The 13,147-nt window shown below is 70.0% G+C and carries 9 protein-coding genes; 3 read left to right on the forward strand and 6 right to left on the reverse strand.

The window, feature by feature from the left end:
- Positions 1 to 212 precede the first annotated feature (212 nt).
- Entirely contained in the window at positions 213 to 2,867 is a 2,655-nt protein-coding gene (locus K8640_RS22530) for an SBBP repeat-containing protein (RefSeq protein ID WP_223748907.1), read from the forward strand.
- Positions 2,868 to 2,942: 75 nt separating this feature from the next.
- Here K8640_RS22530 and K8640_RS22535 read toward each other — a convergent pair whose 3' ends face one another.
- From K8640_RS22535 to K8640_RS22545, 3 genes are read right to left on the reverse strand one after another with little or no spacing between them, the layout of a single operon-like run.
- On the reverse strand, positions 2,943 to 3,572 hold the full coding sequence (locus tag K8640_RS22535) for a TetR/AcrR family transcriptional regulator (RefSeq protein WP_223748908.1): 630 nt from the start codon (positions 3,570 to 3,572) through the stop codon (positions 2,943 to 2,945).
- Positions 3,569 to 3,886, reverse strand: coding sequence for a multidrug efflux SMR transporter (locus K8640_RS22540; protein WP_223748909.1), 318 nt, complete (start codon positions 3,884 to 3,886; stop codon positions 3,569 to 3,571). The genes K8640_RS22535 and K8640_RS22540 overlap by 4 nt, the downstream gene beginning before the upstream one ends.
- Before the next feature lie 24 nt (positions 3,887 to 3,910).
- The gene (locus tag K8640_RS22545; protein ID WP_223748910.1) at positions 3,911 to 4,651 is read right to left on the reverse strand and encodes an SDR family oxidoreductase; all 741 of its coding nucleotides are present in this window, start codon (positions 4,649 to 4,651) and stop codon (positions 3,911 to 3,913) included.
- 396 nt (positions 4,652 to 5,047) lie between these two features.
- Here K8640_RS22545 and K8640_RS22550 point away from each other — a divergent pair, with 396 nt between their 5' ends.
- On the forward strand, positions 5,048 to 6,148 hold the full coding sequence (locus K8640_RS22550) for an alkene reductase (protein WP_223748911.1): 1,101 nt from the start codon (positions 5,048 to 5,050) through the stop codon (positions 6,146 to 6,148).
- A 69-nt stretch (positions 6,149 to 6,217) separates the two neighbouring features.
- Here the strand turns inward: K8640_RS22550 and K8640_RS22555 are convergent, their stop codons facing one another.
- From K8640_RS22555 to K8640_RS22565, 3 genes are all read right to left on the reverse strand, one after another.
- Positions 6,218 to 9,736 carry an Ig-like domain-containing protein gene (locus tag K8640_RS22555; protein WP_223748912.1) on the reverse strand — a complete coding sequence of 1,173 codons (3,519 nt, stop codon included), beginning with the start codon at positions 9,734 to 9,736 and terminating at the stop codon, positions 6,218 to 6,220.
- An 86-nt stretch (positions 9,737 to 9,822) separates the two neighbouring features.
- The gene (locus K8640_RS22560) at positions 9,823 to 10,020 is read right to left on the reverse strand and encodes a hypothetical protein (protein ID WP_223748913.1); all 198 of its coding nucleotides are present in this window, start codon (positions 10,018 to 10,020) and stop codon (positions 9,823 to 9,825) included.
- Positions 10,021 to 10,302: 282 nt separating this feature from the next.
- A complete protein-coding gene (locus K8640_RS22565; RefSeq protein WP_223748914.1) occupies positions 10,303 to 12,381 on the reverse strand; it encodes a sodium-translocating pyrophosphatase in 2,079 nt (692 codons plus the stop codon).
- A 397-nt stretch (positions 12,382 to 12,778) separates the two neighbouring features.
- Between K8640_RS22565 and K8640_RS22570 the strand changes: the two genes are divergently transcribed.
- Positions 12,779 to 13,105: a hypothetical protein gene (locus tag K8640_RS22570; RefSeq protein WP_223748915.1), complete on the forward strand. Its 327-nt coding sequence runs from the start codon at positions 12,779 to 12,781 to the stop codon at positions 13,103 to 13,105.
- The last annotated feature ends 42 nt before the right edge of the window (positions 13,106 to 13,147 follow it).

Raw genomic sequence — 13,147 nt, forward strand, 5'->3', positions numbered from 1 at the left:
TCCCCGCAGGGACAAAAAAGACATCGCGAGGTGTGACGCCCGAAGACGTGGTTCGAGGGGGTGTCGAACCTGTATCGATGTTTCGGATTGCGCATCGCGAAATGCTGCGGGCGTCGCGAGTTGCTATTGCGGGACGTGAGGTCTGACGACCTTGCTGTCTTTCATTGTGGGGGGTTCAGATGCGTGCATGGATTCTAGGAGCGTGTGCCTTCGTGGCATTGCCCGCGATGGCGCAGGTCCCGGCTTGGATTTGGCACCGAGGCACCGCGAACGCGGACCGGGGGCGCGCGGTGGCGGCGACCGCCGAGGGCGTCTACTCCACGGGCGAATCGACGGGGTCATTCGATTCGAGTCTTCCCGTGGGAGGCTCCGACGTCGTCGTCACCAAGCACCTGGCCAACGGCACCAAGGTCTGGTCCGTGATGCTCGGCACGACCTCCCTGGAAGTGGGGACGGGCATCGCCACGTACACCGTGCCAGCCACGCCGCAGGTCTACGTCACCGGTTACACCACGGGAGGCTGGGGTGGGGGATTCCAGGGTGTGCAGGACGCCTTCCTGGCCCGGGTGAATCCCGCCAACGGAGCCCTCCAGTGGGTGCGTCAGCTCGGCACCCCGGCGCTGGACCAGGCCCAGGGGGTGGCCACGGACCCCGCGGGCTTCATCTACATGGCGGGACACACGGCGGGCACGCTGCCGCTCAATACCAGTGCTGGCGGCCAGGATGGGTTCCTGGCCAAGTACGACTCCGCTGGCAACCTGCTCTGGGTCCGCCAGTTCGGCTCGCCACAGTCCGAGGTGGTTCGGGGCGTGGCCGCGGACGCGAACAACGATGTCTATGTCGTCGGCTCCACGACGGGCTCGTTCGGCGCGACCCATGCCGGCTCCACGGACCTGTTCATCGTGAAATACAACAGCGCGGGCGTCCAGCAGTGGCGAAAGCAGATGGGAACGACGGGGTCGGAGTCCATCTACGGTGTCGCCACGTCGCGGCTCGCGAGCGGCGCCATCAACGTCTACGTGGTGGGCTACACGGACGCGGCCTTCGACCTGCAGACCCACCAGGGAGGCCAGGATGCCATCGTCGTGAAGTTCGATGGCGCCGGGAACCGCGTGTGGTCCCGTCAGTTCGGAACGCCCGGCAGTGAGCTGGCCCTCGGCATCGCCTCCGACGGCGGCGCGAACGTCTACATCACGGGGCGCAGCAACTACGACTTCGTCACCAACCTGCCCAACTCCTCGCACGACTTCTTCATGCAGAAGTACGACTCGGGAGGTGGACTGCTGCTCACGCGTCAGTTCGGCTCCACCAACATGAACGACCCCGCGATGCAGGATGACATCGGCAACGGCGTGGCCGCGGACATCAATGACAGCGTCTACGTCACGGGCGCCACCCAGGGCGAGTTCGCCAGCTCCCCGCTGCCGAACGCCGGCGGCGATGACTACGTGGTGTTCCGCTACGAGGATGGCTGTCAGATCAACACCCCGGGTCAGTGCGGTATCGGCTACGGCTGGGGGGACCCGCACCTGGTCACCTTCGACAACCGCCACTACGACTTCCAGGGCGCCGGTGAGTTCATCTTCGTGGAGAGCACGGACACCAACGCGCCCCTGGTCGCGCAGGCGCGCATGCAGCCGTGGGTGAACAACAACCGGGTGACGGTGATGACGGCGGTGGCGACGCGGCTGGGCGCGAGCCGGGTGGGCCTCTACCTGACGACCAGCGGGCACGAGCTGCGCGTCGACGGCGTGCTGACCTCCGTGCCCGTGGGGGACACCATTCCCGTGGCGGGCGGCGGACGCGTCCTGCGTCCGGACGCCGCGTCCTACGTGCTGTCCTACCCGGGCGGGGACAAGGCGCTCGTCAGGCTCAACGGCACGTACATGGACTTCAACTTCGCCCTGAAGCCGACGCGGCGCGGCCGGATTCGCGGCCTGCTGGGCAACTACGACGGCGTCACGACGAACGAGTACGCGCTGCGCAACGGCACCCAGCTGACGCCGACGCTGTCTTTCACCGAGCTCTACGTGGGGCCGACCAGCTTCGCGGCGAGCTGGCGCATCTCCCAGGCGGAGTCCCTCTTCGACTACGCCTCCGGGCAGAGCACGGCGACCTTCACCATCCCGGACTTCCCGGCGGCGCCCGCCACGGTCGCGGACCTGCCCGCGACGGAGCGGGACGCGGCGCGCAACCGGTGCCTCGCGGGGGGCGTCCAGACGGGCGTCTTCCTCGACAGCTGCACCGTGGACGTCGCGGTGACGCAGGACACGGGCTTCATCGCGTCCACGGCCCGGGTGCAGGCCCAGGTCCAGGCCCAGCGCGGCCCCCAGGCGCCGGCCCCCGTGCCCGCGGGGACCCGGCTGTACTTCGCCAACTTCGGCGCCGCGGTGGGCCAGGAGTGGAACACGAACCTCATCTCCAGGTCCCCCAATGGTGCGCAGGCCTTCCTCGGCCCGTTCACCACGGAGGCGGTCCGTCTGACGCTGCCGGCCACGGGCAGGCCCGGCGTCGTCTCGCTCAGCTTCGACCTGTACATCCTCGATGCCTGGACGGGTGACAGCGCTCCGGGGACGAACACCTGGTACCTGCAACAGGGGTCCGCCCTGGTGGGCGGAACCTTCTCCAACACGACGAGCACCCAGTCCTACCCGCGTGTCGGCAGCGCGGCCCGCACCGGCTCCATCGCCAACAACACGCTGGGCTACCAGGACGGGGACTCCACCTACCGGTTCAAGTGGCGGTTCGACACGAGCGGGACAACCCCCATCGTGTTGACCTTCTCCCGCTGGAACAACGGGGTCGCCCACCCGCTGCTGGCGGCTCCTTCCTGGGGAATCGACAACGTGGAACTCGCCCAGGAGTAGCGGCCTGTTCCCGACGCCTCCTCCGGCCGCGGCCGCCGGAGGAGCGCGGAGGAGGCAGGGGGCCTCCTCGTGCGCTCACCGCCCGGAAGGCCACGCGAGCATGGCGGTGTCGATGATGGCGTTCAGCTTCTGGGCGGACGCGCCATCACGGGCCTGGATGGACAGGCCCTCCAGCACCGCGGTGTAGAACGCCGCGAGCTTCTCCACGGGCGTGCCGGCGGGCAGCTCCCCCTGCTCCACGCCGCGCCGGAGCCTGCCCTCGAGCGCGCGCTCACCGCTCCGCCGGTTCTTCGCGAGGAACGTCCGGACGGGCTCGTTCTCCGGCGCGCCGAGCAACGACGCGAGGACGATCATGCAGCCCCGGGGCTTGTCGCTGGCCGTGTAGGCGCGTGCGTTGGCGCGCAGCATCTGCTCCACGGCGGCCCGAGCGGTGGGGGCCTCCTCCAGCCCGCGGGAGACGGGCTGCCCCTCGGTCTTGTCGAAGAGCTCGACGGCCTCGCGGAAGAGCGCCTCCTTGCAGCCGAAGATGGCATAGAGGCTGGGCTTGTTGACGCCCATGGCCTCGACGAGGTCCTGGATGGAGGTCCCCTCGTAGCCCCGGGCCCAGAACACGCGCATGGCGGCCTCGAGCGCCTCGTCCCGGTCGAAGCTGCGAGGCCGGCCCAGCGGACCGGCGGACTTCTTGCGCGCCTTGCGAGTCGTCATCCTTCCAGGGCCCTCAATCCCGCGACACCGACCCCAATCAACACCAGGCAGAGGATTCGCGCCAGGGAGACGGGCTCGCCGAGGAACATCATCCCCACGAGCGAGACGCCGGACGCACCGAGGCCCACCCAGACCGCATAGGCCGTCCCGATGGGCAGGTGCTTCAACGCGAGGCCCAGCAGCACGAGGCTGGTCAGGGCGATGCCGATGCCGACGACGCTCGGCCACAAGCGCGTCAGTCCCTCGGACTGCTTGAGCGCGAGCGCCCAGGCAATCTCCAGGGCACCCGCGACCACCAGGAGCAGCCACGCCATGGGGGCCTCCTCCTTACCCTGGGCTCAGGCGTTGGTGCCGCTGTCCACCGCGATGGACGCGCCGGTGATGAAGCGTCCGCCGGGGCCCGCGAGGTGACCCACGGTGGCGGCGATGTCGTCGGGGCCGGCGAACTGCTTGATGGCCATCAGCGCCAGCTCCGCTGCGGCCTGGGGCCCGTCGGCCGGGTTCATGTCCGTGTCCGTCGGCCCGGGGTCGACCACGTTCACCGTGATTCCGCGCCCGCCCACGTCGCGGGCCAGCCCCTTCGTCAGGCCAATCAGCGCCGACTTGGTCATCGCATAGAGCGTGACGCCGCCATGGGGCACCCGCTGCGCGAAGCACGTGCCGATGGAGATGATGCGGCCGCCGTCCTTCATGTGGGCGAGCGCGGCCTGCGAGGCGACGAACACCCCCCGGACGTGGATGGAGAGCGTCCGGTCCAGCTCCTCCACGGTGACCGCCTCGAAGGGGCCGAAGGGGAAGACCCCGGCGTTGTTGACCAGGATGTCCAGCCCGCCGAGCTCCGCCGCCGCGCGCTCCACGCTCCTTCGCACGGCGTCCACGTCGCCGCTGTCCGCCTGGATGGCCACGGCGCGCTGTCCCTGTGCCTCCAACTCGGCCACGAGCCGGGCCGCCTTGTCCTCCGAGCGCACGTACGTGAAGGCGACGCGCGCACCCCCCTTCGCCAGATGCCGGACGATGGAGGCGCCGATTCCTCGCGCGCCGCCCGTCACCAATGCCGCCTTGCCCGTGAAGTCACCCATGTGTGTTCTCCCGACTTTTGAACCGGTCGTTCAGAAATGATTACGAGCCGGGGGCCGCGTCGGCAATACTTTCGAACCGAGCGGTTCTAAAACACTGCGTCAGGGCGCCGGCGGGGCCAGGTCCGGGACCATGGGGACCCGCCGGGTCCCGGGGCCATTGGGCGCGGCCACGCTGTCGTTCGCGAAGGTGCGCATCTCGTCTCCTGTTTCGCGCTCGGTCGGGAAATCGCGTTTTGAAAATCCATCCAGGAGAAGTCTGGGATGAGAAGTCGCGCCTCCGCGATGCGCGTCCCGGCGGAAATCTTCACGTGGAGGGCGAATCGAACACTTTGTGGTGACGTGGAGGGCGGGTCGTTACGCTGGCCGGAACTTTCCCCCGTCCCCCCGAGACGCCCCATGCCGACCCTCTTCGACCCGACGAACGCGGGTGACCTGCGACTCTCCAACCGCATCGTGATGGCGCCGCTGACGCGCAACCGCTCGCCTGGCGCCATCCCGCCGGACCTCGCCGTCACCTATTACGCCCAGCGCGCCACCGCCGGCCTGCTCATCAGTGAGGCCACCGCCATCAGCCATCAGGCCCAGGGCTATGCGGACGTCCCGGGGCTGTACGCCCCCGAGCAGCTCGCCGCGTGGAAGAAGGTCACCCAGGCCGTGCACGAGGCGGGCGGCCGCATCGTCACGCAGCTGTGGCACGTGGGGCGTGTGTCGCACACGGAGCTGCAGCCGGGCAACGCGGCGCCCGTGGCGCCCTCGGCTGTCGTGGCGAAGACGCGGACGGTGCTCTTCCGGGACGGCGTCCCCACGTTCGAGCCCACCTCGGTCCCGCGCGCGCTGGAGCTGGCGGAGCTGCCCGGCATCGTGCAGGACTATGTCCGGGCCGCGCGCGCCGCGGTGGAGGTGGCGGGCTTCGATGGCGTGGAGATTCACGGCGCCAATGGCTACCTGCTGGACCAGTTCCTGAAGACGGGCTCCAACGAGCGCACGGACGCGTACGGCGGGAGCATCGAGAACCGCGCCCGGCTGCTGTTGGAGGTCACCCGCGCGGTGGTGGACGCGGTGGGCGCGGGGCGCACCGGCATCCGCCTGTCGCCCGTCACCAACGCCAACGACGCGTTCGACGCGAACCCCCAGCCGCTGTTCGAGCACGTGGTGCGCGAGCTGGCGAAGCTGGGCCTCGCGTACATCCACGTCATCGAGGGTGCCACCGGAGGCCCGCGTGAGCTGGATGACCGCCCGTTCGACTACGTCGCGTTGAAGAAGGCGTACCGCGACGCGGGCGGCAGGGGCGCCTGGATGGTCAACAACGGCTACGACGGGGAGCTGGCGCGCAAGGCGGTGGAGGCGGGCGCGGACCTGGTCTCCTTCGGCCGGCCGTACATCTCCAACCCGGACCTGGTGCGCCGGCTGCGCGAGAACGCGCCCCTGGCCCCGCTGGACAAGAAGACGCTCTACGGCGGCGGCGCCAAGGGCTACACCGACTACCCCACGCTCTGAGTGGAGGCTGGCGGCGCCGGGCACGCCTCGACGGTGGAGGCGTGCCTTCGGCTCGGGGCAGGGTGCCCCTCAGGGCCCCCACACCGGTCCGCTCGGGGTGACGCTCATGCCCTGCACGTCCGAGCGCAGTGGCGTCAGGGCGACCGCGCCACTGGCGGCGTAGCCGAACGCGCCGCCCGTGCTCTGGATGCCCTTGTCGAAGCGCACCACCGCGCTGCCTTTTGTCGGGTGTGTCATCGTCACCGTGTACGCGGTCGACGTCTCGTCCAGCGCCAGCGTCAGGTTCGCGGCCGCCGTGTCCTTGGCCTGGACCACGTGCAGGAAGTGGCTCACCACCTGGCCCTGCGTCTCCACCTCGCCGCGGAACTGGCCGACGGGGTAGGTGTACGTGCCATTGGGGCGCAGCGGTCCGCGCTCGTCGATGACGCGCCGGGTGGGGCTCGCCGGGACGAGCGTGCTCACGCGCAGCTCCTGCGTCCCGCTGGTCGCGGACCAGGTGTTGCCCGTGAGCACCGGGCTCGACGGGAAGTGGATCAGGAACGTCTTGTCCACCGAGGCGTCGCCCTGCGAGCTCTCCATCCGGTCGAACACGACGAGCGTGTCGAGCGGCCGCACGAACAGCGCCTCGCGCACCACCCGGCCCGCGGAGGGATTGCCGACCTCCGCCTCGCGGTGCGCCCAGTCGTCGCTCACGTCGTACGCGCCCGTGAGGTCCACCACGGCGTAGTGGGCGTGCGTGGACGACTCCAGGCGCAGCATCCGCGGCGCGTGGTGGTAGTAGCCCACCGTGCCCAGCCCGTCGAAGAGCAGGGTGTTGTGCGCCACCGGCGACTCGGTGTCCACGGCCCCCGTGCCCGCGTAGCCGACAATCTGGTTGGCATAGCCCACCGTCTCGCGCGCCAGGAACTCACCGGCCCGCCACAGCTGGAAGCTGCCGGAGTCGCGGTGGGCGTGGCCCGCGTTGGAGGTGATGCCGAACTGCAGGTTCACCATCGTCGCGTCGGGCGCCCACGCCGTCTTCGCGTACACCTGGCCCAGGCCCACAGCGCGATAGTCGAGCGGCAACGTGGACAGGTCCCGCGCCTGCACCGACGCCAGCGTGTCGCTGTAGACGTAGCGCACCCACCGGTCGTCAATCGGGTGGCCGGTGAGCTCCAGGAAGCGCTTGGCGTAGCCCGCGATGGGCTGGTCCGCCCACTCCTCGATGAGCGGCGCCAGGTAGCTGCCCAAGGACGTCTGCGCGGTGTTGCTCGGGTCCCACCGGCTCAGCCAGCGCTCGTCGTCGTTGAACGGGAAGGTCTCATACAGCTGGAACTGTCCCATCCGGCTCGGGCCCGGCGTGGTGGAGTAGATGGACCAGAAGACGGACTCCTTGAAGAAGTCGGTCTGGTCCCACAAATCCTGGCCATACAGGCCGAGCGTGGTGAACGGCACCGTCATGTAGCCGAACGTCCGCCGGCCATACGTGGAGCCCTCGTGGGGCGCGCCGCCCGCGGCCGCTCCGTCGAGATAGGGCTTGAGCGAGAACTTCCAGCGCGAGCTCATCGCGTACTGGAGGAGCTGGTGGGCGTAGGGCTGGTTCTCGTGCCAGCTGGCGATGGCCCACAGGAGCGAGTTGCGGAAGTAGCCCGTGTAGTAGTTGTTGCCCTCCATGCCGATGCCGCCCCAGGGATTGTCATTGAGCGCGGCGATGACGGAGTTCCACCGCGTCAGCAGCAGCGTCTGCTCCGCCGGGAGCAGGTGGGCGAAGCACCAGTCGTAGGTGAGGATGACGGCCTCGCCGTACCAGCGGGCCGGGTCGCTGGAGATGGTGTTCTCGCTGATGGGGACCTGGGTGTTCACCGCCCAGGTGATGGCCGAGCGGCAGGACGCGGCGGCGCCGGTGATGAGCGAGTGCATGGCGGCGTCGATGGCCTGCTCGGGGCCCTGCACGTTCGCCACGGGCGTGTACGGGTTCTGGGCGAAGTACGCCTGGGCCCGCGCCAGCCGGGACGCATTGAACCAGACGCGCGGATGCGCCACCGGGATGGAGAGCACCACCGGAGGCCCGTTGGCGATGGTGAGCTGGATGGGCGCGGAGGTGGTGAGGTTGCCGGCGCGGTCCCTCGCCACCGCCGTCACCGGGAAGGTGCCGTCACCCACCAGCGTGGTGGAGAGGTTGAACCAGTACGGGTAGCTGGTGTCCTCGGCGCCCTGGTCCTGGCCATTCACGCGCAGCCGCACGCCGGCGACGCGGATGTTGTCGTGGGCGTCGACGCGAATCTGCACGGTGCCGCCCACCGTGGTGCCCGTGGCGGGCGAGACAATCTGCACCTGGGGCGGTGTGGTGTCCGGCGGCGGCGCGCTCACGGTGATGGAGATGGGCGCGGAGACGGTGACGTTGCCCGCGGCGTCACGCGCCACGGCGGTGAGCTGGCGCGGGCCGTAGGGCTGGAGCGTCTCCGTGTCGAGCGTCACGGCCCACGGCGCGGCCAGGTCCGCCTCGCCCACCTGGACGCCGTCGAGCTGCACGTGCACCCGGGTGACGCCCACGTCGTCCGTCGCGCTCGCCCGCACGGTGAACGGGCCGCTCACCGTCTCGTTGGGAGCGGGCAGGGTGACCTGCACCTGGGGCGGCGCCGTGTCGACCAGCACGTTGTCGACGGTGATGCGCACCGAGGCGGAGGTGGTGAGGTTGCCGGCCGCGTCGCGCGCGTGCGCCGTCAGGACATGGGCGCCGTTGCGCAGCAGGCGCGTGTCCAGCGCCGCCGACGACAGGTTGCGCCCGTCGATGCGCAGCTGCACGTGGGCCACGCCCACGTTGTCGCTCGCGCTCGTGACGACGTTGATGACTCCGGCCACCGTCGCGCCCGGGGCGGGCGAGGTGATGGCGACGGTGGGCGGCGTGGTGTCCGTGCGGGGCACGGGCGGGGTGTACTCGAGCGTGAGCACCGGCCTGCGCTCCGGCTGCGTCGCGAGGCCCGTGAACACCTTGGCCACCCGGCCCACGCGGGTGTTCGCCAGCATCACCCCCTGGTTGGTCGACGGGTCATCCACCCAGGACTGCACCACCGCCACGTCGAGCGGCACGTCGATGACGTTCACCACGACGGGGAACGCATCCAGCACGAAGGCCTTCCCCGCCACCTGGTCCGTCCCCGCGCCGACGGCGCCCAGCCGCTCCCACTCCAGCCCGTCGTCGCGGAACTGCCAGCCCAGCCCCGCCGCCGTCGCGCTCCAGGGCGCCTGGACATAGGTGCCCCGCAGCTCGAAGTCGCCGTTGTAGGTCTCCACGGCCACGCGCAGCGTCGCGCCCTGCACCACCGCGCCGCTCGGAATCCCCAGCTGGGGGAAGCGCAGCAGCGTCTGGACTTCGTAGTCCTCCGTCTGGAACACCCCCAGCAGCGCCTCGTTGCGGTGCGCCGCGCCGTTCTGGGTGATGCCCTGGCTGGTGATGGCCACGGCCTCGGAGGCCGTCACCGGCGTCGTCACCGCCTGAGCGCGGCTCTCCGTGGTGGAAGGCGCGTCTGGCGTCTTCGTGCATCCGAGGAGCACGAGCACGGCGTACAGCCCCATCCACCCGACAAGGCGGCTTGTTCCTGAGTTCATAGGATGACAGTTCCTAGCCTGTCGTTGCGGGGGCGTCCACCGCGTCGCGGGCCTGGGCTGTCACGTGCCGCCCGGGGGCTTCCCGCTCAGAGCGTGGGCTGGTGTCCCTGGAGCTGGGCCGCCACCTGTCGCTTGAGGGCCTGCAGCTGTTGGAGCTTCGCCTTCAGCTCCTGGCGCATCTCCCGCTCGTCGGTGTGGAGGACCTCGTCGTGCAGCTCCTCGATGCTCTCCGCCAGATTGGCATTGAGGAGGTTCATCTGCTGCTGGGAGAGCTCCAGGACCATGGGACACCTCTGTGTCAGCACAGGCGGAACACGGCAAAGCCTAGCATGCGTGTGCTCGGCGCCCCCAAACCGCGCCCGGCGCCAATGCCTGTCGGAGTGTCGGCTGGCCCACAGCCTGAATCCCGAGTCCCGGCCGGCGTCGCGCGTCATCGACGGGCGCGAGCGCTTCCAATGGACTGGGGGGAGGACCCCACCCCCTACGGGCTTCCCGAGGGGATGGGGCACTGCCTGTCGGCGTGGCGCCCCGGTGAGTCGGGGCGCCCGTGCCGCTTGCTTCGGGGACTAACGCAGCGCGATGAGCGAGGCGACCAGCAGCGAGACGACGCTCATCACCTTGATGAGGATGGCGACGCCCGGGCCGGAGGTGTCCTTGAACGGGTCGCCCACCATGTCGCCGACGACGGCGGCCTTGTGGACGTGCGAGCCCTTCGCGTGGCCCGGCAGCTTGCCCTTCTCGATGTACTTCTTGGCGTTGTCCCACGCGCCGCCGGCGTTGGCCATGTAGAGCGCCATGGTGGCGCCGACCACGAGCGCGCCGGCCAAGAGGCCCGCGAGCGCCTGGGGCCCGAGCAGGTAGCCCACCACGGGCGGGGCGACGACGGCGATGAGGCCCGGGAAGATCATCTCGCGCAGGGCGCTCTTGGTCGCGATGTCGACGATCTTCTTCGGGTCGGGGTCCGCCTTGAGCTCCATCAGGCCCGGAATCTCACGGAACTGACGGCCAATCTCCTCGACGATGGCGCCGGCGGCGCGGCCCACCGCGAGCATCGTCGACGCGCCGACGAGGAACGGGAGGATGGAGCCCAGCAGCATGCCCACGATGACGTTGGGGTTGGTGAGCAGCAGGCTCATCTCCGGCAGGCCGGCGGCGACGCGCGTGTGGTTGACCTCCAGGTTGAAGGCGGAGAACAGCGCGATGACCGTCAGCGTCGCCGAGCCGATGGCGAAGCCCTTGCCGATGGCCGCCGTGGTGTTGCCCACCGCGTCCAGCTCGTCGGTGATGGCGCGGACCTCGGGGCCCAGGCCGGACATCTCGGAGATGCCGCCGGCGTTGTCGGAGATGGGGCCGTACGCGTCCACCGTCATCACGACGGCGGTGCCGCCGAGCATGCCCACCGCGGACAGGGCGATGCCGTACAGGCCCAGCGCCTGGTCGGCGATGTAGGCCACCAGGGCGATGGTCGCCATGGAGATGCCCACGCTCTCCATGCCCACCGCGAGGCCGCGGATGAGGTTGGTGCCGGCGCCGGTGATGGAGGCCTCGGCGATGCGCTGCACCGGCCGGGCGGAGGTGTAGTAGTCGGTGACCAGGCCGATGATGGCGCCGCCGAACGCGCCCGCGGCCAGGGCCACGGTGATGTTCTGGGACAGGCCGAACACGTTCATCATGACGAACGACAGGCCCACCAGGATGACCGGCGGCATGATGAGCGCGCTGCGCAGCACCTGCGCGGGGTTCATGGCCTTGAGAGCGCGCGCGATGAAGATGCTCAGCACGCTGACGACGAGGCCCACCGCGGAGAGCACCAGCGGCAGCACCACGCCGGCGACCTTCGCCGTGCTCGCGGACGTGCCCTCGACGGCCAGCCGCGACAGCTCCGTGGCGTTGGCCGTCAGGGCGATGGCCATGGCGGCGACGATGGCGGCGACCATGGACTCGTAGATGTCCGCGCCCATGCCGGCCACGTCGCCCACGTTGTCACCCACGTTGTCGGCGATGACGCCGGGGTTGCGCGGGTCGTCCTCGGGGATGTTCTCGATGACCTTGCCGGCGATGTCGGAGCCGACGTCGGCCGCCTTGGTGTAGATGCCGCCGCCCACGCGCGCGAACAGCGCGATGGAGCTGGCGCCCACGGCGAACGAGTGGAGGATGGGGGACAGCTCCGGGTGACCCTGGAAGGCGTAGTAGATGCCGCCCATGCCCACCAGGCCCAGGCCCGCCACCGCCAGGCCCATCACCGCGCCGCCGTCCAGCGCGACCAGCAGCGCGTTCGGCTTGGAGCCCGTGCGCGCGGCCTGCGCGGTGCGCACGTTGGCGAACGTGGCGGCCTTCATGCCGATGTAGCCGGCGAGCAGCGAGAGGAACGCGCCCACCGCGAAGCTCACGGCCGCCAGCTTGCCCAGCGCCAGGCCGATGAGGACCGCGAGCACCGCGCAGTAGATGGCGAGCACCTTGTACTCGCGCACGAGGAACGCCATCGCGCCTTCACGGATGTAGCCCGCGATGCGGTTCATCGTCGCGTCGCCGTCCGGCAGGGACTTGACGCGGAAGTAGAAGAACGCAGCGAAGAGCAAGCCCACGGCGCCGACGACGCTTGGTGCGACTGCCCAGAAACTCGACTCGAGACTCGACAACTCCATCCATTCTCTCCAGAGCAGTCCCGGGGATTGACGTCTCGCCCCCGCTGGGTCGCTCGTTGCCGCACAGTTGGTGTGCAGGGCCTATACGGGATTTCCGTACGCGCTGGGAGCCTCCTCTGAGCGGATAAGGGGGTGGGGCCGCCCCCGGGGGGAGTGGGGTGGGGCCGGGGGGATGGTGGGTCGGCCGGGCTTCGGGGGCCTCCCGAGAGGAGAACCCGCTCTCACGGGCGGCCGCTGGCGGGGTGCGCCATGGCGTTGGTTTGAGTCGGAAGGAAATTCCAGGAGGGGAATTGTATGGGACTGTCGGTGAATATCGGCGGTCCGGGCGCCCTATCGTGGCTACCATGGGCGCGGGAGCTTCCCTGCTTCCGTAGGACCTTCCACGTCCGTTGCCGCCATGGAACTGCAGGTCATCGAGGTGATGCTCAACTCCCAGGACCTGGCGAAGGTGTCGCTGGGAGGCCATGAGGGCATCGCGGCGCGCTTGCGGGAGGCGCTGGCGGCGGTGGGGTTGGGGACGGTGACGGGCGCGAGCGCCGGGGGCGGCGTGGCCATCGTCGACGTGTCGGTGCCGAAGGAGCGCGTCCCGGAGGCGCTCGGCTTCCTGAAGCAGCAGCTGCGCTTGTGCGGCGCGCCGCGCACCACGGTGCTGAGCGTGGATGACACGGAGGTGCCCATCGGCGGGGACGAGCCGTGGGGGAGGCGGACCTCGCGTCCGGACTGAGGCCCCGGCACGCGCCCTCGCTGGGAGGAGGCGCGCGCTCGG

The sequence above is a fragment of the Myxococcus sp. XM-1-1-1 genome, from assembly GCF_020037095.1.
Taxonomy (GTDB): domain Bacteria; phylum Myxococcota; class Myxococcia; order Myxococcales; family Myxococcaceae; genus Myxococcus; species Myxococcus fulvus.

Coding starts and splice junctions, on each gene's coding strand:
- K8640_RS22535 (WP_223748908.1), bottom strand. CDS start 3,572: ATGACGACTCGCAAGGCGCGCAAGAAGTCCGCCGGTCCGCTGGGCCGG.
- K8640_RS22540 (WP_223748909.1), bottom strand. CDS start 3,886: ATGGCGTGGCTGCTCCTGGTGGTCGCGGGTGCCCTGGAGATTGCCTGG.
- K8640_RS22545 (WP_223748910.1), bottom strand. CDS start 4,651: ATGGGTGACTTCACGGGCAAGGCGGCATTGGTGACGGGCGGCGCGCGA.
- K8640_RS22550 (WP_223748911.1), top strand. CDS start 5,048: ATGCCGACCCTCTTCGACCCGACGAACGCGGGTGACCTGCGACTCTCC.
- K8640_RS22555 (WP_223748912.1), bottom strand. CDS start 9,736: ATGAACTCAGGAACAAGCCGCCTTGTCGGGTGGATGGGGCTGTACGCC.
- K8640_RS22560 (WP_223748913.1), bottom strand. CDS start 10,020: ATGGTCCTGGAGCTCTCCCAGCAGCAGATGAACCTCCTCAATGCCAAT.
- K8640_RS22565 (WP_223748914.1), bottom strand. CDS start 12,381: ATGGAGTTGTCGAGTCTCGAGTCGAGTTTCTGGGCAGTCGCACCAAGC.
- K8640_RS22570 (WP_223748915.1), top strand. CDS start 12,779: ATGGAACTGCAGGTCATCGAGGTGATGCTCAACTCCCAGGACCTGGCG.